This is a genomic window from Clostridium pasteurianum (assembly GCF_001705235.1).
Taxonomy (GTDB): Bacteria; Bacillota; Clostridia; order Clostridiales; family Clostridiaceae; genus Clostridium_S; species Clostridium_S pasteurianum_A.
Map to the genome: position 1 here is coordinate 1 of NZ_MCGV01000001.1, position 25,443 is coordinate 25,443.

At 27.9% G+C, this 25,443-nt stretch carries 22 protein-coding genes; all 22 read right to left on the reverse strand.

Features of this window, described 5'->3' with window-relative positions:
* On the reverse strand, nt 1–1,053 hold a 1,053-nt coding region (locus tag BEE63_RS00005), incomplete at its 3' end, for a B12-binding domain-containing radical SAM protein (RefSeq protein WP_139111547.1).
* Nucleotides 1,054–1,157: 104 nt separating this feature from the next.
* The gene (locus BEE63_RS00010) at nt 1,158–1,847 is read right to left on the reverse strand and encodes a hypothetical protein (protein WP_066019424.1); all 690 of its coding nucleotides are present in this window, start codon (nt 1,845–1,847) and stop codon (nt 1,158–1,160) included.
* A gap of 29 nt (nt 1,848–1,876) precedes the next feature.
* Entirely contained in the window at nt 1,877–3,037 is a 1,161-nt protein-coding gene (locus BEE63_RS00015) for an NAD(P)/FAD-dependent oxidoreductase (protein ID WP_066019425.1), read from the reverse strand.
* A gap of 165 nt (nt 3,038–3,202) precedes the next feature.
* Nucleotides 3,203–3,466 (reverse strand): phosphopantetheine-binding protein, encoded by a 264-nt coding sequence (locus tag BEE63_RS00020; protein WP_066019426.1) that lies wholly within the window; start codon nt 3,464–3,466, stop codon nt 3,203–3,205.
* 22 nt (nt 3,467–3,488) lie between these two features.
* The gene (gene uvrA / locus BEE63_RS00025) at nt 3,489–6,011 is read right to left on the reverse strand and encodes an excinuclease ABC subunit UvrA (protein WP_066019427.1); all 2,523 of its coding nucleotides are present in this window, start codon (nt 6,009–6,011) and stop codon (nt 3,489–3,491) included.
* A 14-nt stretch (nt 6,012–6,025) separates the two neighbouring features.
* Nucleotides 6,026–7,789 carry a hypothetical protein gene (locus tag BEE63_RS00030; RefSeq protein ID WP_066019428.1) on the reverse strand — a complete coding sequence of 588 codons (1,764 nt, stop codon included), beginning with the start codon at nt 7,787–7,789 and terminating at the stop codon, nt 6,026–6,028.
* Nucleotides 7,790–7,810: 21 nt separating this feature from the next.
* A complete protein-coding gene (locus tag BEE63_RS00035; protein WP_066019429.1) occupies nt 7,811–8,083 on the reverse strand; it encodes an acyl carrier protein in 273 nt (90 codons plus the stop codon).
* A 16-nt stretch (nt 8,084–8,099) separates the two neighbouring features.
* Nucleotides 8,100–9,905 carry a hypothetical protein gene (locus BEE63_RS00040; RefSeq protein ID WP_066019430.1) on the reverse strand — a complete coding sequence of 602 codons (1,806 nt, stop codon included), beginning with the start codon at nt 9,903–9,905 and terminating at the stop codon, nt 8,100–8,102.
* A gap of 49 nt (nt 9,906–9,954) precedes the next feature.
* Nucleotides 9,955–10,215 carry a hypothetical protein gene (locus tag BEE63_RS00045; protein ID WP_066019431.1) on the reverse strand — a complete coding sequence of 87 codons (261 nt, stop codon included), beginning with the start codon at nt 10,213–10,215 and terminating at the stop codon, nt 9,955–9,957.
* A gap of 72 nt (nt 10,216–10,287) precedes the next feature.
* Nucleotides 10,288–11,448 (reverse strand): U32 family peptidase, encoded by a 1,161-nt coding sequence (locus BEE63_RS00050; RefSeq protein ID WP_066019432.1) that lies wholly within the window; start codon nt 11,446–11,448, stop codon nt 10,288–10,290.
* Nucleotides 11,449–11,461: 13 nt separating this feature from the next.
* Nucleotides 11,462–12,355 carry an NAD-dependent epimerase/dehydratase family protein gene (locus BEE63_RS00055; protein ID WP_066019433.1) on the reverse strand — a complete coding sequence of 298 codons (894 nt, stop codon included), beginning with the start codon at nt 12,353–12,355 and terminating at the stop codon, nt 11,462–11,464.
* A 12-nt stretch (nt 12,356–12,367) separates the two neighbouring features.
* The gene (locus BEE63_RS00060) at nt 12,368–13,849 is read right to left on the reverse strand and encodes a class I adenylate-forming enzyme family protein (RefSeq protein WP_066019434.1); all 1,482 of its coding nucleotides are present in this window, start codon (nt 13,847–13,849) and stop codon (nt 12,368–12,370) included.
* A gap of 37 nt (nt 13,850–13,886) precedes the next feature.
* Nucleotides 13,887–15,545, reverse strand: a complete 1,659-nt coding sequence (locus BEE63_RS00065) for a B12-binding domain-containing radical SAM protein (RefSeq protein WP_066019435.1) — start codon at nt 15,543–15,545, stop codon at nt 13,887–13,889.
* Between the two features lie 56 nt (nt 15,546–15,601).
* Nucleotides 15,602–16,621, reverse strand: a complete 1,020-nt coding sequence (locus BEE63_RS00070) for a class I SAM-dependent methyltransferase (protein WP_066019436.1) — start codon at nt 16,619–16,621, stop codon at nt 15,602–15,604.
* A gap of 48 nt (nt 16,622–16,669) precedes the next feature.
* A complete protein-coding gene (locus tag BEE63_RS00075; protein WP_066019437.1) occupies nt 16,670–18,295 on the reverse strand; it encodes a B12-binding domain-containing radical SAM protein in 1,626 nt (541 codons plus the stop codon).
* 76 nt (nt 18,296–18,371) lie between these two features.
* Complete coding sequence (locus tag BEE63_RS00080; protein ID WP_066019438.1) at nt 18,372–19,835, reverse strand: class I adenylate-forming enzyme family protein; 1,464 nt, start codon at nt 19,833–19,835, stop codon at nt 18,372–18,374.
* A gap of 68 nt (nt 19,836–19,903) precedes the next feature.
* Entirely contained in the window at nt 19,904–20,707 is an 804-nt protein-coding gene (locus tag BEE63_RS00085; RefSeq protein ID WP_066019439.1) for an ABC transporter permease, read from the reverse strand.
* Between the two features lies 1 nt (nt 20,708).
* Nucleotides 20,709–21,500 (reverse strand): ABC transporter permease, encoded by a 792-nt coding sequence (locus tag BEE63_RS00090; RefSeq protein ID WP_066019440.1) that lies wholly within the window; start codon nt 21,498–21,500, stop codon nt 20,709–20,711.
* Nucleotides 21,497–22,504, reverse strand: a complete 1,008-nt coding sequence (locus BEE63_RS00095; protein ID WP_066019441.1) for an ABC transporter ATP-binding protein — start codon at nt 22,502–22,504, stop codon at nt 21,497–21,499. The genes BEE63_RS00090 and BEE63_RS00095 overlap by 4 nt, the downstream gene beginning before the upstream one ends.
* 25 nt (nt 22,505–22,529) lie before the next feature.
* Nucleotides 22,530–23,645: a DegT/DnrJ/EryC1/StrS family aminotransferase gene (locus tag BEE63_RS00100; protein ID WP_066023098.1), complete on the reverse strand. Its 1,116-nt coding sequence runs from the start codon at nt 23,643–23,645 to the stop codon at nt 22,530–22,532.
* A gap of 25 nt (nt 23,646–23,670) precedes the next feature.
* Nucleotides 23,671–24,570, reverse strand: a complete 900-nt coding sequence (locus BEE63_RS00105) for a hypothetical protein (protein WP_066019442.1) — start codon at nt 24,568–24,570, stop codon at nt 23,671–23,673.
* A 39-nt stretch (nt 24,571–24,609) separates the two neighbouring features.
* Complete coding sequence (locus tag BEE63_RS00110; RefSeq protein ID WP_066019443.1) at nt 24,610–25,308, reverse strand: hypothetical protein; 699 nt, start codon at nt 25,306–25,308, stop codon at nt 24,610–24,612.
* Nucleotides 25,309–25,443 lie beyond the last annotated feature (135 nt).

Below are 25,443 nucleotides of genomic sequence, written 5' to 3' on the forward strand. Positions count from 1 at the left end.
ACCATAATTTTGAGTTAATGAAAAAGCATTTTTTATCTCACTTAAACTTATTCCTTTTCTTACAGTGTTTAACATGTCTTGATTTGCCATTTCTACACCAAACTTTAAATGCCTACATCCTGCCTTTTTCATTTTCTTAACAATATCATTACTTGTAATGCTATCAACTCTAGATTCTGCCCACCAATTAAATTCAGGATACTCACTTTTTAAAAGTGTTAGACGATCTAACATTTCTATAGTTCTTGGCCCTGCACCCGGAGCAAATATCATATCCGAAAAATAAAATCCTTTTGTTCCTATTTTGTCAATTCTATATCGCAATTCTCTTAAAAAACGTACAGGTGACATCATTGATATGTTATAACCCCTTAATGATGGTTGATGACAAAATGTACATCTATTTGGACATCCTCTCATAGACATAATATAATCCCAATCTTCAGGTTTGGGTTTGTAATATATGTATCTATCAGACAATATTGGCAATGAATTCATATCATTGCACCATGATATCTTAGTTTTTCCCCTAAAATTATCTTCTACAATTTCTGTTGCAAATTCTTCTCCTTCACCTGCTATAATAACATCTAAATCTTTTAAATCTTTTTCCTTTGCATATCTAAGTAAATGTCCATATCCAACACATGTAACATTAGGCCCTATAATTTCCTTTATCATTTTAGCTAAACATGCACATGATTGCGTGCTACCTAATTCAACTGTTGGTATCAATACATCCCCAGCGCTTAAAAAAACAACATCTGGCTTAAAATCAGATAATATATTAATTATATTATAAAATGACTCATGTCCATTTTTATATCTTTCATTAAATAACCAACTGTTCGCAGTCATACTAAAACGATCAGCATAATCAAATGAATCATCAACATAATCACCATTTATAAATATTACCTCATGTCCCCTTCTATGAAGAATTTCAGCAATATAGTGCATTGCTGGTGGAAGTCTATTATTTTTAGATTCAATAAGTCTATAAAACGGTGGAATAACACAAGCTACTCTTTTCCTTTCCTTGTAATAATACAATTTTCGCCCTCCTATTCTATTCTTTACATATACAAAAAACTAATAATTCTTATTTTTGTTTATCTATATTTTTATTTTTAATATCATGTGAATTTAATTGATAATTATTTATTATCTCTATGTGGTATTCCAAATCTTGCTCCCACAAAACCTGATGAAAATTGAGGCATCCATCCATGAACATTAAAACTACCTGTTCTATCAAATCCTGCTATAAGCATTCCTGATCGGTCATACCTACCACGAGGAAGCCAAATCCAATATTGTGAATCAGGATTTTTTCCTGTTAAGTATCTGACACGTCCTATAAAAACTAAATATCTTTCCAAACTAAAATTTAATTTATTTTCATCCTCAGCTCTATGTGCATTTTCTACTCCTGTAGTTCTAATATGCCTTGGAATCAAGCTCATACTAGTTCTAAACCAACAATCCTCTGTTTCTGGAGCTCTTGTAACCACTTGATCATGTAACGCCCAACTATCTATTCTAAAAAGTTTTCCTAAATCTTCACGAGATATTCCTTTAGGAACACATAATATTGTTTCCCCATTTTTTTGAGTTTCTTCTATCTCTTCTCGAGTAAATGGACATTCAGATAAAGAAAGTCTTTTTCCAGTTATATATTCTAGTCCCATATCTTTATACCATTCTTCCATTTCATGTGTAATATATGAGGGGTCATTAGAATCAACAGCACCTTTTACATATCTCTCAAAATCAAATGAATTTAATACTTTTTCTTCTACTAACTCTTCAATAAGACCTAAAATTTTTTGTTTTGTATTATTCATAATCAATCTCCTTATTATTAAAACTATTTTTAAATTTTATAATATTCTGGCATATTACATTGTGACTCATCAAACCTATTTATTCTTAAAGATGTTATATCTAAACTTCTTGTAGTTCCATAAATAATTTCTTCACTTAAAAGTTTTCCACATATTGAACTATGCATAAAACCATGCCCACTAAATCCTGCTATACAATAGAAACCTTCGACTTGTGGTATTCTTCCCAATATGGGCAGATCATCTTCGGTAACTTCATAGAATCCAGCCCATTCTGATACTATAGATAAATTCTCCATTGTTGGTATACGTTTTATTGCTTTTTCACAATGTCTAATCTTCCATTCTTCATCAACATCTAAGTTATAATTTATAGATTCTTCTTGTGGCTTATTTAAACCAGTTAATATCCCATTCCCTTCTCTATGAAATCCTAATCCTTCATTTTGGAAAATAACTACTGGAAACTTTTTTGACATCCACGAAACCTTAGAAGTAAAGAATAATTGTTGTTTAACAGGCTTTATTGGTATATATACTCCAACCATTTTTCCAATTTCGGATGCCCATGGTCCTGCAGCATTAACAATTATAGAACAGTTTATAGAACCTTTATTAGTAATAACACGTTTAGCACTATCTTTGTACAATTCTATTGATGTTACTTTCACATCATTAAAATACTTTACACCTAGTTTTTTTGATTCTTCAATATATGCATTTACTACATCACTAGGATCTACTAAACCATCACCTTCATAAAATGTTCCTGAAACTACATCATCAGTATTCATCATAGGAATCATTTTCCTAATATCGTCTGATTCTAACCATTTAGTATCTATTCCCAACTTGTTTTGCATTTTTACTGAAGATTTAAATTTATCAATATTATCATCTTTAGTTAATAAGAATAGATATCCACATTTATTTAATTCATATTTACACTTATGTTCTCTTTTAAATAATTCTAACTCCTGTATATTCAACTTGGATAATTGTACATTTATTTCATTAGAAAACTGATATCTAAATCCACCAGCACATCTACTTGTAGTATGTCCTCCTAAATAATTTTCTTTTTCCAATACCACAATATTTGAATATCCTTTTTGTGCTAAATAATATGCTGTACTTGCCCCCATAGCTCCAGCTCCAATTATAATAATTTGTGCTGCATCTGGTATCATAATATCATCCCTCTCTATAACATTTAATAGTACTTTTTTTATATGATACGTTTTACTAATTTAAAATTAGCAAGACCTACATAATTTAAAAATATTAAATACCTTTAACTCTTCTAGTTGACATTAAGTTTTCTATAATAAACATATTTAAATAAGCGTAATAAATTAGTTATTATTCATTGAAATCTCTATAGCTTCTATTAAAGATTGTGCAGTTGCAAAAATCTCAGGTGTTAACATATTATCAGGAAATTGAAAATCAAATATCTGTTCTAATCCAACTAATACTTGAATTGCAACGAATGAGTCTATTCCTAAATCTATAAGTTTGCTATCTATTGATATTTCTATACTTTTGTCAATTTCAGCTTTTTCTCTTAATATGTCAAAAACACTTTTTTCTATTTGACTATTAGTTAATTTTTTCATAATGCTCCTCCTAATACTTAGATTAAAATATTTTTTTTCGTAAACACATTCCTGTTATTGATTTTGGTGAATGCATGATTTCTTCCGGTGTTCCTTCTGCCACAATTTCGCCACCTTTATCACCACCTTCTGGTCCAAGATCTATAATCCAATCTGCGACCTTAATTACCTCTAAATTATGTTCGATTACAATAACAGTATTATTATTACTAACTAATTTTTGTAAAACTAATATTAATTGTTTTACATCTTGAGGATGCAAACCTGTAGTAGGTTCATCAATAATATATAGAGTATGTCCTTTCGAACTTTTTCCAAGTTCCTTAGCTAATTTAATTCTCTGTGCTTCACCCCCTGATAAAGTAGTTGCAGGTTGACCAAGTTGTAGATATCCTATTCCCACTTTTTTCATTAATAATAATTTTGTTTTAATTTTATTTTCATTTTCAAATAGTAATATAGCTTCATCTATTGTCATATTCAATACATCTGAAATAGTTTTATCTTTATATTTTGCTCCTAATATCTTCTTTTGGAACCTCTTTCCATGGCACTCAGGACATAAAACTTGTTCATCAGGTAGAAAATGCATTGGAATCATTAATACACCTGCTCCTTGACATTTTTCACATCTTCCCCCACTAACATTAAAAGAAAAATGTTTTGGTTTTAAATTGTTTTTTCTTGAATACTCTAGTTTTGAAAATAAATCCCTAATAAGATTAAAAACTTCTGTATAAGTAGCAGCATTTGAGCGTGGAGTTCTTCCAATCGCAGTTTGATTAATTGTTATTACTTTATCTATATATTCTAATCCGGTAATGCTATCACATTTATTGCCTATTTGACTCGAACTATTTTGTGCAAACTTAGCTAAAATATCAAACATAAGTGTAGATTTCCCAGATCCTGAAACTCCAGTTATAGCAACAAATACTCCTAATGGAATATTAACATTTATGTTTTTTAAATTATTTTCTCTTGCACCTTTAATTCTTATAAACTTACCATTACCTAACAAACGTTTTTTGGGTATCTCAATTAACTCTTTTCCTGAAAGAAATCTTCCAGTTATTGATTCATTACAATTTAAGACATCATTTAACGTTCCTGCTATAATAACATTTCCGCCTTTTTTACCAGCTCCAGGACCAATATCTATAATATAATCTGCTGCCTTCATCATTTCTGTATCATGTTCTATAACCATTACTGTATTTCCTAAATCTCTTAATTGCTTTAATACCTTAATTAATCTATCTGTATCTCGTTGATGAAGTCCAGTCGTAGGCTCATCAAGCACATAAAGTACCCCAGTTAAACCTGATCCCAATAGAGAAGCTAGCCTTAACCTTTGGTATTCGCCAGCTGATAAAGTTAAGGAAGCCCTTCCCATTGTCAAATAGCCGAGGCCGACATCTATAAGTCTTCTTACTCTTTCTCTTAAATTTGATAATGTTTGCTCTATAATTAATCTACATTTAGGTATAACTTTATTAGGAAGTTCATTAATCCAATCCATCAATTCATATAACGACATTTTTGAAACTTCAGTTATAGATTTGTCACCCAGTATAACCTCTCTACTTTCCTTACGCAAGCGACTTCCCTTACAGTCTGGGCATACATCCTCAATTATTAATTTACTTATTTTTTTTCTATAATTAATGTCATCTCCTCTTTCCTCATAACGCCGTAGAACAATATTTACGATTCCATCAAATCTTCCATTATCAACAGACTTAGGGAAATCAATATTAGGGAAATTTTTTTTAAACCTAATATCATATATTCCGTATAATAATAAATTTTTTTGTATATTATTATAATCTTTTACTGGTATTGATGGATCAAATGGAAACCCAAAATATTTTCCGGCATTTACCAATGTAGACGAAAACCTTTTTATTTCAGCACTACACCAAATACTAACTGCACCATCTAGCACACTTAATTCTTCATTTAAAAGTGTTTTCATATTCACTTTACTTATCTTTCCCAATCCCATACATTTAGGGCAAGCTCCTTCAGGTTTATTAAATGAAAAATTAGACATCCCCAATTCGAATATCTTATTTTTACAATTAGGACATAAAATGAATTTCTTTTCTAATCCATCTCCATTGTTATCACTATCATTATAATCTTCCCCACTTTGGTTGAATGATGGAGTAATCTTCTCACCACAATTACTACAATATCTTTCTCCAAATCTAGCATAAAGTACACGCAAATATGTGAAAATTTCTGTAACCGTTCCTACTGTCGACCTTGGGCTGCAGTTAAGTACTCTTTGATTAACACTAATAGATGGTGATAATCCTTTTATTAATCTTACATTAGGTTTATTAATATTTTCAGTAATCATGCCTAAAGACTCCATATATTGTCTTTGACATTCTTTTTGTAATGTATCAAATGCAAGAGATGACTTTCCAGAACCTGATAATCCTGTAAGTACTATAAGCTTATTTTTAGGTATCTTTAATGATATATTTTTTAAGTTATGTTCTCTAGCACCCTCCACCCAAATATAATCTTTCATTTTACATTTTCTCCTTAAATTTTATCAAGTATATTCCACCATATTGGTTTATTCTTATTATTTTCTATTTTATTTAGTAATGGAAAATAGCTATATTTATCATCAAATGCCAATAAAATTTTTCCTTCAGTCGATGATACTCTCTTCCACAATTCAATGCTCCATATAACCCAGTCATAGTCATTTTTCCAAATACAATAATGTTCTTTATTGGTGAAAATCATAAATACGTTCTTACTTTCTTTTAATTTAAACCATATGAATAATAATATTGACTTAGATTTTTCATCTCCCATATTATGTCTTATTACTTGATCTGAAGTCATTATTCTATCGCTTTCAATAAAAATAGAACTTGTTTTAATATTGTAAACATAATTAAAAAACTTTTCTGTAGAATACATCTTGCTAAAAGTATCTTTTACAATATTGTTTTGAAGTGACCAGATAACATAAGATTCAGGCTTAGAAACAAGTAGAGTTTGATATGCATATTTTGCCCATGTATATAATGATTCTGGATATCTTCTACTAAGTTCAAATATATGTTGTTTAATAATTGTATTAAGTTGATATACATTACTAACATTAGTTAAATTAGATATATTAAGTGGTATAATGGGCTTCTCATTATTGCTACTAATATTTTTTTTGAACTTAAATTTAAATATACATGACTTATTTTCAATTTTCTCTCTAAAATTTTCTCTATTATGATCACCTAAATTACTTCTTCCATCATCTCCAATAAACCAAGAATCAGAAAACGCTTTATTAATTAAATACTTATGATAAAGAGTTTTATTTGTTAATTTAGATATTTTCTCAGAAGTAATTAAATAATTCTCCAAGTTAATTGATACAATAAGTACATCCTGATTATCCAACCGAATTTGTATTACATCATTTGAATCTATTCCACCTAACCTTAAGATTGAAGCTAAAAATGACATATAAGATGAGCAACTGCAGGATATTATTCCATTTTTATCTCTTAACATATACATTTCATCAAACCCATACCAAGGCACTACAAATTTACTTGACCATGTATTATTTCTATCTTTCCTAATTAATTTTACAAGAACAGTATCCTTGAAAGAATTATATACATTACTTAAAAATTTCAATTTATTCTCATTAAAAGTTTCTAAGGCAAGATTATTTACCCTAATGGACATAATGTTAGAGAGTATTGAAACAGATTCTAATGCAGGATGTGCCTCTCTAAAGCGTATATTTCTTGTTATAGCTCTCGCATATATCTTGGATGAAAGAAAATCTTTTGATCCCCTTGCTGCTTCTACCAAAATCTTATTTTCCCACCACTTTGAATGGGAGGTGTCCATATCTTCATTAAAATTAACAGAATTTACTTCGCCTAATTCCTTCATAAATGGTTTCCTTACTTTTTCGGCCCATACTACACACCATCTTTTTACTAAGTCTACATACTTAATTTTATATATATGAATTTCATCTAAATCATCAAAATATCTATATTTAATTAATACTCTAACTTTTAAATTTATACTACAATCTTTAATATCTGTATTTAATATCTCAATTTTATATTCATAAACATTTAATTCTATAAAATATTTATGAAACCATGATTTTTGAGCCTCATTTGCAATATCATCTTCGGAATAAAAAACGCTCATCCAGATATTCACGTTTTGTTCACTTATTGCTTTTCTAATAGTATATATAATTTTATTTACTATATCATATTTATTAAAACCTATATTTTGATTCTTATTAAGAATACAATTCATTATTTTCACCTTCTAATGAAATTAATTATTGTTCACTATATCTTTACTATTTTTCATAATAAAATCTGTTGCATTTTCTATTGAATCTAACATTTTAATTGCAACATCATCATCTTCTATAACAATTTTAAAATCTTGCTCCATCTTTACTATTATTTGTAATGCTATCAGTGAATCAATATGAAGTTGCTCCAACAAACCGTCCTGTATTTTTTCTTCTTCTATATCTTTTTCAGTTACTTCTTTATAAATATTAATTATCTGTTTCCTTATTTTTTCTTTTTCTTTAATCATAATTATAAACTTCTCCTTATTTATATATTTTTTTTAACCACCTAGGCGCTTCATCTTTACTACTTTGAAATATTGAATAACTATTTTTATCATCAAAAGCAACTACAATATTACCTTTAATTTTTGATACTAATTTAAGATTTTCTGAATCATATATCCTTAATTTCTCGATTTCATCATATAAAACTGCATATGAACTCTCACTAGTAATTACTATTCCAGAATATATGCTGCAAGAACATAATGTTGAAATTGTTGCAATAAATAAAGCTCTATCTTTTATATTTCCTTTTTTATGTCGTATAACTTGATCAGCTGTCATAATTCTCTCATTCTCTTCAAAAATAGATTTCATTTCTAACTCTGTTTTTATCCATTCAAATATTTGATTTAAACAAGTAAACTTTTTAGAAAATCTTTGAGAATACTGTGACTTCAATGACCAAATTAAGTATACTTCTGGTTGACATACAAACAAAGTTTGATATGAATATTTGGCCCATGTAAAAGTTGAATCTGGATATTTCATACTCATCATATAAACATATTTTTTAATTCTCTTGTGAAGTTCAATAGGATTAGCACAATTTTTTATAGATATTTTAGATTCTAAATCTATTGGCAATACATTAGTTCTATTTGTTACTTTTGGTATTGAAAATATAGGAACACTTTCCCTAAAATATTTTTTTACATAATTCTCAACCTCAATAGGCATGTTAGTTTGTCCAGACTCATCTAAATAATATATTGGAGAAAATATTCTTGTCACTTCAGTATCTTCATACAAACGAGTTTTACTCATTGGCATAATTTCATTTACATGTTCTATATAATATCCTCTGTCTAATTTAAACATAGTTAAATAATGAAAGGGTTGTGCAACTACAAACACATTTTTTGAAGACATTCCTGCATGCCTAAGAAGTGTTGCATAAAATGACGTCATTTCTGCACAACTAGCCTGAATAACATCATCATTTTTTTTAAATGCCAATAGCTCATCTATATTATATAATGGGAGTAATGATAACTCCCTTACAGAAATTTTCAAGTCTTTTTCATTATTGGTTCTTGGAATAAAATTCTTTTTACTAATAAGATTAATCTTTTGAGCTGTACTTACTAAATCTTCATTTCCAATATAAAATGCTAACCTCGCTGTTGTCATTGTCATAATATCTGACAATAGTCCTGCACAATCAATTTCAGGATGTGTATTTCTAAATCTTACAGACTTAGGAATGGCTCTACAATAGAAATTAGCTTTTAAATACTCTTTTGAATGCTTACAAATTTCAGTGATTTCTTTATCTTCCCACCACTCTTCATCATTAAAATAAGCATATTTATTCTTTAAAAATTCCATATTTAAAGAAAAGTAATTAATTGGCAATTTGCTCAAACTTTCACTAGTAGGTTGTGGAGCATCAGCCCATTTACCATTTTTTACTTTAATGGAATAATCTACTATTTGCAAAATACTTTTTTTAATGTCATAGTTAACTTTGTAATCAAAAGTTATCGTTTCATCATCAAATGACTTGTAATTCAACTTAATAATTACTTGTAAATAAATAATATTATTAGTTTCACATTCAATTTTAGTAAATTTAAATTTACAATCTTCAGGTTGAGCTAATCTTACAGCATAACCATTAAACCATCTTCTTACATAATAATCATCATAATTATTAAGCTTAAACCACTTCATAAACTCCTCTATTGAACCACTTTTTAATGATATAATCTGATCATTAACCATATCAGCTAATAACTTTTTAATATCTTCTGTTGAGATATATTTTTTTAATTCACTCATTTTGCACCTCCATTATAAGTTCAATATTTTATTATTAATTCTATAAAAATCACTTTAAACTATTATTCTCATCACTTAATTTAATCTTATTGTATATATATGAGCTTATTGTTTTACAACTTGAAAATAACCCATGGAAAATAAATTTATCTTCTACTTCAATTCCATATTTTTTTTCTATTAAAGTTACCATTTTTAAAATTTCAATTGAACTTAATTGTATTTCCTCATCAAATTTTAAATCACTTATATTAAATTTTTTGGATACTAATTCTAATATCTGGTTATCAATCTTTTTACTTAAAATCATAATAAAACCTTTTATAGTAAATATTCGTAAAAATTTTACTATACTTTCCCTTTCGCTATATTTTTACTTCACTTATCTATTTACAACAATATCATTACTTAATTTTTTAATCTCATTCAATGCTTTGCAAATAGCTTCCTTATTAGAAAACTCAATTACCTCATTCGCTATTTTTTTACAATACCCACATTTATCACATGAAATTGAATTACAATCTAAGTTTTTAAAATGTCCAATAAATCCCTCTAATTTTTTATTACTAATTTTTACATCTAACATCATAAAATTTTTAATCATCTTTCTAATTTTCTTTAAATTATCAGAAACTTTCGAGCTTTCTATACTAACTATATTTCCATTGCTTCTCTTATTTTGTATTTGAACAATATTTAAAATATCAGCTAAATTTCCAATGTACTTTTTTTCTTCATAACTTTTAACTGCTCTCAGTAACCACTCACTAGACTTTACTCTATCAGTTATCTTAAATTTTTTTATTCCTATACTCTCATATTCTTTGATATCTTCAGGTCTTATCCAACGTGACTTAATAATTTCTTCTGGTTTGTTAAATTTCTTATAAATACATTTTAAAATACAATAATCTATAATATGCGAATTTAAGAACTCATTTTTCTGAGAAGAATGACTCATTACATTATCATGATAAAATTGATATGGACATTGAAATAAGCATGTTTGATTAGCAATAACTTGAATTTTACACTCTACATTTGATTGCATCTCTTTAAGCAACTTGAAATTTCTATTAATATTTTCACGTACACTAATTTCATCAACTCCTATCTCGTCATAAAACTTAGCTCTTTGAACACTTTCAACCATAGCAAAAGAAGATAAACTAACTTTTATTCTAGGATGTCTATTTTTACATATATCTATTATATATGGATTAGCTATTGTTACCCAATCAACTCCTATAGAATCTAACCAATCTAAGCATTCAATAATTTTCATATAAGTATCATGTGTGAATTCTCTATTCCCCATGCATGAGCTATTCATAAGATAATTAAACTCTATATTATTTTCATGTGATTTTTGTACAGCTTCTTCTATGTCACTTTTAGTTATAGTTGTTAATCCATCTGGATTTCTTCCGCCACCAACAGTACTATTAGTTATAGTTCCAAATACATTAACAACTGATTTATAATTTGATAATTTTTCTATAAAATTCAGATCACCATTATAAGCTACCGAAAGTTCCATATTGCCCACCCCTTTATTTATTTTCTATTAAATTATTTAATCCTTCGTGATATGATGGAAAAATAAATTTATAATTTAAATTTTTTTTAATTGATGCATTTGACATACGAATAGATAACATGCGCAAACCATGTATACTTAGTTTGATTCTTTCAGGTACTGTATCCTTTGGTATCCATATAGGTGAAGGACATCCTGATATTTTAACTATTTCATTATAGAAATCCTTTTGAAGTACTGGAATATCATCAACAAGGTTATAAATCTTCCCCACTTTTAATTTTTTAGGTGATGTTGTCAAAATTGATATTAAATCTTCTATATGAATCTTGGATGTATAGTTTAATCCATTACCTAATCCCCTTAGTCCACTATAACTTGCTTTCTTTAATGGATTATATTCTCCAGGTCCATATACTTCACCAATTCTAAAAATTATACATGGAAATCTTTTTTCATTAAATAATTGCAAAAGAAATTTTTCTACATTTGCAGAAATCACTCCAAATGGATGAATTGGTTCTGGAGGATAATTCTCTGTAAGTAGTTTATCTCCATAATCACCATACACCGCTCCACTACTTGAAAAATAAAATTCTTCAATAGATGAGTTGTTTAGTTGATTTACAAGAGATTTTGTTCCTTCAACATATAGCTTATTCATCTTTTCAACTGAAGAATGCAGGCCCGCAAGATGATATACAACTTTTACATTTTTACCTATTCCATGTAATGTATTAGAATCAAACAGATCTCCCTTCCATAGTTCCATTCCTTTATTTACAAGAGGTTTTGCTTTATTCAATTCACTTTTAGGAACTAATCCCCTCACCTTAAAACCACGTTTTAACATAGCACTAGTTAATCTCTTACCTATATAACCTGTACACCCTGTTATCAATATCATTTATAACCTCCATTAATTTAATTCTCTTTTTACACGTATTTTTTTTCCGTAACGACTTTTAGGAATATCATCTACAATTTCAATATGTCTTGGTATTTTATACTGTTCTAATTGTTTAATACAAAAGTTATATATATCATCCTCAGCTAACTTACATGCTTCATCTTTTAAAATAATTTTAGCAGCTACTCGTTCTCCAGTTTTATCATCATTAATTCCATATACTAAAGCATCTTTTACATCATGATGCCTAATAATAACTTGCTCTATTTCTTCTGGATTTACTAAAAAGCCACTTACATTTATGGTATCTGAAGCTCTTCCTTTTAATACAATGAATCCTTTTTCGTTAATGAATCCTATATCTCCAGTTCTTACTAAGTTGTTTTTAAAAACCTTTTTCCCTAATTCCAATTTATTGTAATAACCTGATGCTAAATGACTTCCTCCAATATATAATTCACCCACCTGATTTTGTTTTAGTTCATTCATTTTTCCATCAAAAATCTTTACTTTTACTCCTGGTAACGGTAATCCTACAGAATTCCGAATTAACTTGATATCATTACTATTGTTATAAGTAATTGCACCAGCTTCTGATGAACAATATATAGACCTCATAGGTATTGATGTTTTTTCATAAAATTCATCAAAAGTACTTTTCTTTAAAAATGCTGAACTTGTTAAGCAAATTCTTACACTATTCCATACATCCAATTTATGTAGATTCATAGTTGAATTTAATAACTCATAAATGTATGGAACTGCAAAAAATATTGTAACCTTTTTTTCTTCTATATTTTTTAATATATTTGCTGGTAATACACAATTTGTTATAACTAATGAAGCTCCCACATATAATGAAGGCAATACTGCTGTAGTAATTGTAGCTGTAAGCACTGGTGATAATGGTGTAAAAAACACATCTATTTCAGAAAGATCTATTACTTCTGCTACAGATTTTATATTTTCAAGCATAGATTCTTCAGTAAATCCTACACATTTTGGTAATCCAGTTGTTCCAGAAGTATAAAAAAATACTGATAAATCATTATATTTATCATCGATAATATCCCTATTAACTTCCACATATACTAGTGATGAAAAGTTTTTGGATTTTTCAACACTAATAACATTAATATCATCTATATTTATATCTGATTCTTTTATAACAATATTACATTCACTTGCTTCAATAGCACGTTTTAATTCTGCTGAATTTTGGCCTTTGGGCTGAAATGGTATTATAATACAGTCTAATTTCCACAATGAAAGCCATATAATAATAAATTGAATTGGATTATTTATAGATAATAAAACTTTAGTTTTATATCTTATATTACTTTTTAGGCCAACTATTTCATCTATACATTTATCCACTCTTTCTGCTAATTCTTTGTATGTAATTACAATATCATTGTAGTATATTGCAACTTTATTGGGATTTTTTTTAAACGTTCTTTCGATTTTTTTTAATAAATGGTTATAAGACATTGCTTATCCTCCTTAATTCTATATACCATAGAATAATTTACTTATATCCCTTGCCTAATATATCAACATTTTTACGCCTTAATCTCATGGTGAACTTCATCCACATTTTTTCAAGTTCAATTTGATTACTTTTTAAAAGTTCTATCCAATCATTAACTGCTTGATTTATTAAACTATTATCTCTCCCACTTTCTACATATTTAATTAACGACATAAATAATTCATACTGTCTTAATGACATATATTCCTTATTTTTTTCATATAAATCCTCATATTCATCCATCTCCTGTTTGACACAGGTTAAACTATTATCTGTAACCTTCCACGCATTATATAATAAACACTCCAATTTGATTTTTTCATTTGTATTAATATAATCTAAACTACTTTTACTATTTTGAATTAATTTCATTGCTTCATTTATTTTTTCAACACGGCCATCTTCAAATGCATATTTAAAAAGATAACCTTTTTCTTCAGGACCAATTAATAATCCATCCATAGCAACCCCTAAAAACATTCTTGAATCTGGCCATAGATCAAGAGTCTGCCACCATGACTGTGGATGATATGCCATATTAACATTTATTAACAAGTCTGCATTTGATCTTAATTCTTCTAATGTTGTATATGGATGAAACATAATTAAAAAACCAAATACATTAACATTATTTTTTTTAAAAACTCTACATGCTCTATAATTGTCTTCAACTGCTGCTCTTTTATTAAATATAGCTAATGTTTTTGCATTACTAGATTCATACCCTATACTTACTTCGAATAATCCAACATTTTTAAGTCTTTGAATAAGCTCTGAATCATCTTCACTCCAGGATTCAGCCCTTGTAAAACAATTGAAAGGGACAAATAGATTATTTTCTTCTAATAATGTAACAAATTCTTTAAGTCTTTCCTTTGACTTTGGACAAGGATCTTCAATTGAACTATCAACAATCGTATAAAAAATACGCTTATTAGGGAATACATTTTTTATATGCTTTATTTCATTAACTATACTTTTAGGAGATCTCCCTCTCCATCCTAGATTCTTAGAATCTTTATAATACCTATTTGCTACACAAAAGCCACATTTACCGAGACATCCCCTTGATGTAGATATTCCAGCAAAAATGTAGTTACTAGTAATACCTTTTTCTTTAATGGTATCCAATGCAGGAAATGGTAAATCATCAAGACTTTTAATAAACTCTCGATTTTCATTGCGCATTATTATTTTATCTTTTCTATATGTAACACCTTTACATGTAGTTAAATCTTCCTTATTACTTAATAATTTACATACCTCAAGAGTAGTTAATTCTCCTTCACCATTTATAATAAAATCAATTGTTGATTCTTTTTTTAAAATCTGTGCAGCATACAAAGTTGCTGTATGTCCACCTAAATATATTTTTATATCAGGTGACACCTTTTTTATAGCTCTCGTTAATTCAAAAACTGTTTCTTCTGTTTCACGGTAAAAACTAATTCCAATTATATTAGGTTCAACGCTCAAAATTTTTTGTTTCATAGTTTCTATATCTTCACTTTCAAACATAAAATCCCAAGCAGAATAGTTTTTATCACGTAATACAGCAGTCAAATAATCGAGTCCTAATGTAAATTTATATAATGTTACATTGTTACGTATTTCTAAAAGTACAACATTAAACTTGTTTTTACTATTTATTGGCACTATTTCTCACTTCCTCTTATTTTTGAACTTCATTATATTACAGATATACTCTTACCCTATTTATTACTTAACACAGCAAAAGTTGATTTAAGTGGTACTTTTTCATATGATTGTTCATACACTGCATCTTTTATCTGTTCAACAATAAAATTTTTTTTAATAAAATTATATAAATCTTCTTTTGACAAATAATATTCAAGTACATCAGCTGTCAGCTGCTTATTTTCATTTGTAACATATTTTAGAAATAATTTTCCACCATCATTTAGAAGTTTTCTTATTTGTAATACATATTTCTTATAATTAGATTTTCCAAGAGCATGTAAACATCCGCGATCAAAAATATAATCAAACTTTCTATCTAATTTTGAATTAAGAAGATCATCTTCTATGAATTCCACATCTTTTTCTTTTGATTGATTTTCTATAAATGCATACCTTACTAAATCTGTTGCAGTTACTTTAAATCCCAATTTACTTAATTCAACTGCTTGATTTCCAGAACCTGTTCCTAAGTCTAAAAACGTTCCCTTATTAATATTAAATTGCTTCAAATACTCTAATAAATCAGAATCTAGTCTATTAATTGTCCAAGGCATATTTTTCACATTATCTAATAAGTATCCAATATTATATCCAATATCTTTAATATGCATGGTTATTACTTTTACTTTATTTTCCTCAGATATAGAAGCGATTTTTTTCATCTCACTTAACGATATTTCATTTTTAAATCCCCACACTATAATTATAGTTTCAATATTTTTAAGTGATACTTTTCTTATTTCTTCATAAATATTATTAGATTCAGGTAAAAATACTATAGTATTAGGCTGTTTATCTATTGAAATATTACTCATGAATTCGATTATATCCTTAAATACAGGTATACTATTTTTTTTAACTAATATTGCTTTATTACTATTTTTAAAATTCCATCCTCCAACTATAGAAATATTAGCATTGGAAAAACTTAAAAGCATTTTTACGCCTAAATATTTCTCTTTATTGATATTGGCAATCGCAATCTTAACATCACCTTTTAAACATTGTAATTTTTTTTCAAATCTTCCCACATAATTCACCTTCATTTTCCATTCATTATAAAAAATTCTTAAAAGTAATTATAATAATTGAATATCCTTTCTTAGTAATTTAATTCTATAACGCATCCATTCATGTTCTAAAAATGCTTGTTTATCTGTAAGCAGTCTATCCCATTTTACAACCATTTCATTTTCAATATCATTTATATCACCTTTTTCAGCTTTTTCAATCATTTCAAGAAACATTTCGTATAATTTATTACTAACGTAGGCTGCCGTATCTTTATACGACTTTTTATACTCACTCATTTCTATTTCTACATTTTCAAACTCATCACTTTGATGTTTCCAGACCTCATAAAGTCTTAATTCATATAAAATTTTTTCACAAGTATTATCAAAACGCTTTACACTATCAAGCTTACCAATTTTCTCTATAATCCTAAACATTTTTTCTATTTTCCCATTTTTGAATGAATATGAATATGTGAATTCATTTTTGTTATCATTAATTAATAAACCATCACTAACTATCCTTTGAAAAATTCTCGTATCTGGAAAAACATATAATGAATGAATCCAATTTTGAGGGCTATATCCTAACCCCACATTTAAGAGAAATTCAGCATTACTTCTTAAATCCTTAAACGTAACATATGGATGAAACATTATTATCATCCCACACACATCTACTCCGTTTTTAGAAAACATCTCAAAAGTTTTATAATTATTTGCTACAGTTGCTCTTTTTCCAAATGTCATTAACGAATCATCTGCTCCACTTTCAAATCCTGGTGAAACACTAAAAAGACCTAACTTTTTCATCCTCGCAATTAATTCATTATCATTATCTGACCATGATTCAGCCCTTGTTAAAAATGAAAAGGCCATTTTAATATTACTTGCTTCTAATAAATCTAAAAACTTTTTTATTCTTTTCTTTTCTCTAGGATCATTATCTTCAAAAGAACTGTCAACAAATTCTACAACAAGTCTTTTATCTGGGAAATTATCTCTAATATATTTCAATTCATCTATAATCCCTTTTGCTGATTTTCCTCTCCATCGAGAGTACTTAACTACTTTACTTACGCGATGAGATACACAGAAAGCACAATTTCCCAAACATCCTCTAGATGTAGAAATTGATGTGAAAACTGTAGGTGATCTTCTATCATTTAAGTCTCTAGTTACATCAATTACTGGAAAAGGTAATGCATCTAAATCTTTTACTTCTTCCCTAGGTTTTGTTTTCATTATATAACCATCTTTTCTATAGAAAATACCTCTACAAGTTTCTATACTTTCATTTTCGTCAATTCTATTACATAATTCTACGTAAGTTAATTCACTTTCACCATAAGTAATTATGTCAATATGATCCTCTTGCCTTAAAACTTTTGATGCATAAAGTGTTGCTGTATGTCCTCCTGTTACTGTAACAATATTAGGGTCTATTTCCTTAATTTTTTGAAATATAGAATAAACCATATCTTTTGTTTCAGGAAATAAAGTAATAGCCACCATATGAGGATTATGGGAAATTATTTTATTACATACTTCATCCAACGTATCTCCTTGAAATACATATATACTAGTATTGTGGCCACTTGACCGTAACGAAGCTGCTATATATTGCAATCCCAAATTATTTCTTTGGAATAATGAAGAATATGGTCTCCATTCCAATAATACAACATTCATATTTTTCTCCTTTCTACTTCCAGACCTAATTCAATTTACCACTAATAGTTATTATATTAGTAAGTAATTATTTTAATTAACTTAATCTACGAATTTTACCATAACGACTTTTAGGAATATTATCTATTACCTCAATTCTACTAGGTACTTTATATGGCAATAACATTTTCTTGCAATATTGAATTACATTCTTTGTATCTATTTCCACTCCACTTTTTAGTACTACTTTAGCAACTACTATCTCCCCAATTTCTTCATCTTTTTCACCAACCATCATAGCCTCTGAAATTCCTGGATATGAAATGAGAACACTTTCTACCTCTTGTGGATTTACTAAATGTCCTCCTACATTAACTGTATCCGATACTCTTCCAGTAATATACAAATATCCTTCTTCATCCATATAACCTAAATCACCAGTGTAAACCCAACCATCTCTAAAAACCATCTTTTCTAATTCAGGTTTACAAAAATACCCACTTGATTTATGAGTTCCTGACACTACAATTTCTCCTTCATTAAAGGGTGCTACATCTTTTCCTATTTTATCAACTATTTTAAGCTTAACTCCTTTCTGACAAATGCCTACTGATTTGCGTAATTTTTCTATGTCGTTATTAGGATTGAATGTACAATAAAAAGCTTCTGATGAACAAAATATTGATCTTATAGGTACACTAGTTAATTTATAAAATTCATTAAATGTATCTTCATCTAAATATGCAGAAGTGGCAACACATAATCTTAAATTGGTAAATTTATTTATTTTACGTACCTTCATTGCATTTATCATAAGTCTGTAGAAGTATGGTACAGTAAAAAATACAGTTGTATTTGTTTCCCTCAGTACTCTTAATGCTGTTGAAGGAATTGGTTCATCAATTAAAACTAAAGTAGCTCCACTAGCTAATGATGGTAAAATAGCCGTGAAAATTACTGATGGTAATGATGGTGTTAAAGGAGTCATAAAAGTATCGCTACTTGTTAACTTAAATGCATCTATTAATGATGTTATTATAGCTATTGTTGCATCGACATTATACATAACACATTTAGGTGCACCTGTTGTCCCTGATGTATATGTATAGAATGCACTATTTTTTATAGACTCAATATTATCATTACAGTATATTTTTCTAATAATCCAATTAGGTCTTAATTCAAAACTGAATTCCTCTAATTTACCGGTTAACGCTTTTAAGTGTTCAGGATTTTCACTGCATATCCACTGTGGTTTTCCTGATTCTAGCGCACGACTTATCTCTGCAACTCCTGAAGTTGGTTCTGTCGGTATTGGAATGGCTCCCAACTTCCATAAAGCTAGCCAAGACGATATAAAATCTAATCTATCATCTGTACTTAATACTAATCTATCCCCTTCTCTTACTCCTATTGAATTAAAAAAGTTCGACCAACTTAAAACTCTTTCACTTAATTCTTTATATGATATTTTTTTTTCTGTTATTATTATCCCTATTTTCTCTGGATATCTTTTAAAATTATCCTCAAAAAGCTTATAAAGCTTATTTTCATTACTCATAATAATCATCCTTTCTTTGAATTTTATATTACATTAAAATTACTTAAGTTTTATTTCTTATTAATAGATTAACTTGAAGCACTTGAATATTTTTTGATACTTTGCTTAAAAAAGTATACCGAAACAACATAAATGGTAATTGAAAATATTAATTCTAATAGTATATCCGCCGAATAAATTTTCCCTAAAAGCGCTTCTACTGGCATAGTAGTAATTATTCCTACTGGTATTATCCATGTAAGTATATTTTTAAATACTATTGGATATATATTTACTGGATATCTACCTAACTCCATTAAACTATCAAAAATCCATAAAAGTGGAGTTCCTAAATACCAAAAAGCAGCTGATGTTAAAATCAACATGACAGAATATAAAACTACTAATGCAATAAATAATGCCACAATTAACAGTATTACATTCTTTAAAATAATAACTTTTGACATATTAAATATAGCTATAGCTAAAACTATAATACTAATCACTAAATCAATTAGTGTTAAAGGAGCCCAATTCTTAATACTGATATACATCTGTATTGGAATTGGTTTTAATAAAGTGAAGTCAAAACTACCCGTCCATAACTCGCCTCCTAATCCAGATATCGATGAAAGGCTTGGAGCAATAAATAAGTTTTTAAAACTCTGCATAAACATAAACATTCCGGTTACTGCTAATATTTCATAAAAGCTCCACCCGTTTATATTGGGTACTTTTGTGAACAATATAAGTATTCCTCCTATGCTTCCTACAATTACCAGTAAGGAGTTTAATACTTTTACAAAGAAATCAAACCTAAATGCTATTTCTTGTTGAATCGATGTTTTAAAAAACACTTTAGCCATACTAATAAATATTTTTATATAACGCATATCATCCTCCTATTGATGTATAGTGTTTTATACCTTTTTTCCATACAATTTTATTTAAAATAATAACAACTACAATACATATTAATTGATATATAATTCCATTAATTATTTGATTGTGATCCAACTTCCCTAGTAAAACTTCAACTGGAAAACCTAACATATATCTAAATGGTAAAAACAAAGATAATGATTTTACAAAACCAGGTAAAAGTATTGTAGGAATTACTTGTCCCGCAAATAAAAATATCAATGTATCGTTTATACTTAAAAGAGAATTAATCTTATCTGTTACTAAAGCAAATAAAGATAAAGTGTATGCAAACATAAATCGAATAACCTGAGCCATAATTAAACATATAATAAAACATATAATATTTGTTGTTGTTAACTGTACATTAAAACCAAATATTAATACAATTATACTTATAAATATTATTACAAACGGAGCACATGCAACTTTCATTGCTATGTCCGCTGCTATCGGCTCATATATTGGTGGCAATGGTCGTAATAGCCACTGTGAAAATGTACCATTAAAAATATTATCTCCAACTGTCCAATTGGAGATTGGATAAGTTAATTGATTTACAAATATTAATACAGTATAATATGAAATAAAATCATTTCTTGCGAATCCTGATATATTTCCTTGTCCAACAGCAACAACCCATACTAGCATATATATTAATGGAGTCATCATCCAACCAAACATTAATGTCCAATAAAATCCTCTAGAGGCCATATAACTAAAAAAAGATTTCTTTATTAGTGCTATTCCACCTCTCAAATTCATTTTATCACCCCTTCTCTGTATATCTGATCAATAACAGCTTCTATTGAAGGGTCTTCTATTGTCAAGTCAGATAGAACTAATCTATCTGAATGTAATAAGGATGTTGTAACTGTTAATACATCTTCTTTTTTTACTCTAACTATACAAGTTTGTTCATCTTTGCTTATTACTTTAGCGTCAGAATTTATACACTTTTTGATACTTTCAATATTTAATTTCTCTTCACTTGATGTTATCTTTACTAATTTAAAAGGTAATAATTTTGTTCCTAAATCTTTTAACCCTCCATCATAAAGTAAATTTCCTTTATTAATCAGAATAACTCTAGAACATAATGAAGTAATATCCCCCATATAGTGACTGGTTAAAATAATGGTTGTATTATATTTCTTGTTATATTCTTTAATAAAATTGTGTAATCTAAATCGTATTGACACATCCATCCCTAATGTTGGCTCATCAAGAAATATAATTTTAGGTTTATAAAGTAATGCTGCTGCAAATTCACATTTTGCTCGTTCTCCAAGCGATAAATTTCTAGGAAGCTTAGGTAATAATTCTTTAATGTCTAATAAATTAACTAACTCTTCAAGTCTTTCATTGTAGTCTTTCGTTGAAATTCCATAGATCTCTTTAGTTACATAAAAAGAATCTAATACAGTTATATTTTGGTTTAATTGTGACTTGTTTCCCATAATCATGCTGACCTGTTTTAGGTATTTTGATTTTTTTTCATATGGTTTAAATCCTGCTACTTTTATATTTCCTGCTGTAGGATAAAGTAAACCAGCAAGCATCTTTAATGTAGTTGTTTTTCCAGCACCATTGGGACCTATAAATCCAACAATTTCACCTTCATCAATTTTAAAACTAATATTGTCAACTGCTGTAATATAATTATATACAGGATGAACTAGACTTTTAAAAGATTCTATTAGTCCATGCTTTCGAACTGGAACCTTATATTTTTTTTTTAGATTCTTAACTTTTATTTGAGAATTCATTATTGTTCCTCCACTTTAAAGCAAATTATATTTCATGTATTATTATACTTAATGTATTAACTATAAATTCTATTTCATCATTGGTTAAACTAGGGTATATTGGTAAGCATATATGCCTACTACAAATATCGTTTGCATTAGGGAAATCGCCCTTAAATCCAAGTTCTTTAGCTATTGGCTGTTTATGTAATGGAATTGCATAAACCTCACCTTGTAAAGAAATTCCTCTGTCCTTCATCTTTTCTTTTATAATTTCACGATTAACTCCTTTGGGTAATAAAACAATATATTTATACCAATTACATCTATCATTAGGTTTTACTATTGTAACTTCTGGAATTAACTTTTCAATCATTTCTGTATACCTATCTGCTATTTTTTGTCTAATATTAATTATTTCATCTAATCTTTCAAATTGTGATAAAGCAATTACAGATGTTAGTTCATTCATCCTATAATTTGATCCTAATTGAGTATGATATGTCTCCCATGGTTTAGGTTTCCCATGATTACGAAAAAGCTTAATTTGTTCAGCTATTTTATCATCATTAGTTACAATCACACCTCCTTCTCCACTTGTTATAACTTTAGTTGCAAATAGAGAAAAACTTCCAGCAACTCCAAAGGTTCCAGCAAATTTGCCATTTAATGAACTACCAATCGCATGAGCAGCATCTTCATAAAGCCACAGCCCTTGTTTTTCACACCAATTTCTAATTTTTATGATTTCTGGTGTTACTATTCCACCTATGTGAACAATTATGACTCCAGCAGTATTTTTTGTAACTTTTCTTTTTATTTCATTTAAAGTAACAGAAAAAGTTTTAGGATCAGCATCCAATAACTTTACTTTTCCACCTGCAAACATTACGCCTGTAGCAGTTGCCATAAAAGTATTAGTTGGAATTAATACTTCTTTTCCTTTGACTCCTAATACCCTCATTACTACCTCTATAGCACCACTTCCCGAATTTACTGCTATCGCATGCTTTACGCCAATATATTTTGCAACCTCATTTTCAAACTTTTCTACATTCTTACCTTGACTTATTTGTCCTGTTGATAAACATTCATCGATTTTATTAAGTATTGATTTTCTTTCTTCTTTTCCAAACGATATTTTTAATGATCGTATGTCCATTTTTAGTCCTCCCAACATATTATTTTTACCAATCATATACTAATGCTCTTCCTAAAAAATCATTATTTCTTATTGCTTTAATTGTATCTGATATATGCTCTGCATGAACATGCTGACCAATCAGATCAGTTACATTTAACTCACCACTAGCTAATAAAGAAACTGCATTAATTTTATTATCATGAGATAAAGAACGATTTATTTCAGAATTGCAATTATAATATTTAACTTGATCAATATTATTTTGAATATTTCTTTGAATTTCTTGAGCCCATTTTTCTGAAGTTAAATTAATTATATTTTTAACATTTTTATTAATACTTTTTAATTTATATTGATTCTTGTAAATTATATACTTAGCTCCACTCTTTTTTAATATTTCTTGTTTAATATCATTGTTATCAATTATGATTATAGGATGAATATCTATACGTTTTAATAACCTTACTATAATTACCCCTAGTAAATCACATCCTAAAACAATTAATTCTTTGCTATCTGACATAGAAATATCGTTACATATATCTATAGCTTTACATATTAAAGGAATAAAAGTAGCATCAACTAAATCAATATTTTTTGAAATTTCATCAAACATTATACATTCTTTTTTTAACTTTTGTAATTTTTTTAACTTAATATATTTATTCATATATGGAGATATTAAAACAACTGATCCAATATCAATATTTTTATAGTCATCCCCTACTTCTTCAACAATAGCTACAGATGAATATGCGTTGTGATTAGGAATAATTTCCTTAGATATATTACTTGATAATTTATAAGTATTAGTACCCACTAAAGTAAATAAATTTCTCAATAAAACTTCATCTGACATTATTTTTCTGGAACATAACTCCACATAACAATCAGGTATACCATCTTTAACTTTTATTGAAATATTTTCATATTTATCTTCCAAATTATCATCACCAACTTAATAAATTTTTAATTGTTCAGTTTATATGTGATCTGCTATCGATACATATCTGCCTCCAATTAATGGTGTGTGAAAGTGAGGTAACCAACCATGTACAGAGAATTTACCTTTAGAATCAAAACCTGCTATAAGCATAGCGTTTCCTTCATACTTACCATGTGTTAACCATATCTTATATTTAGTATCTGGTGTTTTCCCTGTTAAATATCTCATACGCGCTATAAATACCATATATCGTTCTAAACTCATTCCTAACTTTCCTTCATTTTTATATGTCCTTTGAATTTCTCTCCCAGGTTTATCAAAATTTTCAGGTATCAAAGAACACTTTGTTGTAAACCAAAAATCCTCCACTTCTGATGTATCACTTACCAACTCATCATCTAATGCCCAACTATTAAAATTAAAAAGTTGTCCTAATTCTTTTCTTGTAATTCCTTTAGGTACGCATAATAAAATTTCATTACTGTCATAAATATCTTTAATTTCCTCTTGTGTAAAATATGGCAATTTTAAATTAAATTTTCTACCTAAAATATTTTCTATTCCCAGTGTTTTATACCAATTTTCCATTTCAAATCTAATATATTCTGGATTTGTATTATCTAACTTTTTATTTGTAAATCTAATTAAATCGTCTTTTAAAATAATACCTTCATCAATCATTGCTTCAATAGTATCTAACACACCATTTACTAAAGAATTTTTTTTATTTATCAACCCGAATCCTTCCTCTCGAATAATTTTATAAATATATAACTTATATGTTATGTAATTACATTATAGTACTATTATGTAATTATATAAAGCAAAATTTTATCAAAAATTACTTATTTTATTATTAAATTGTAACTT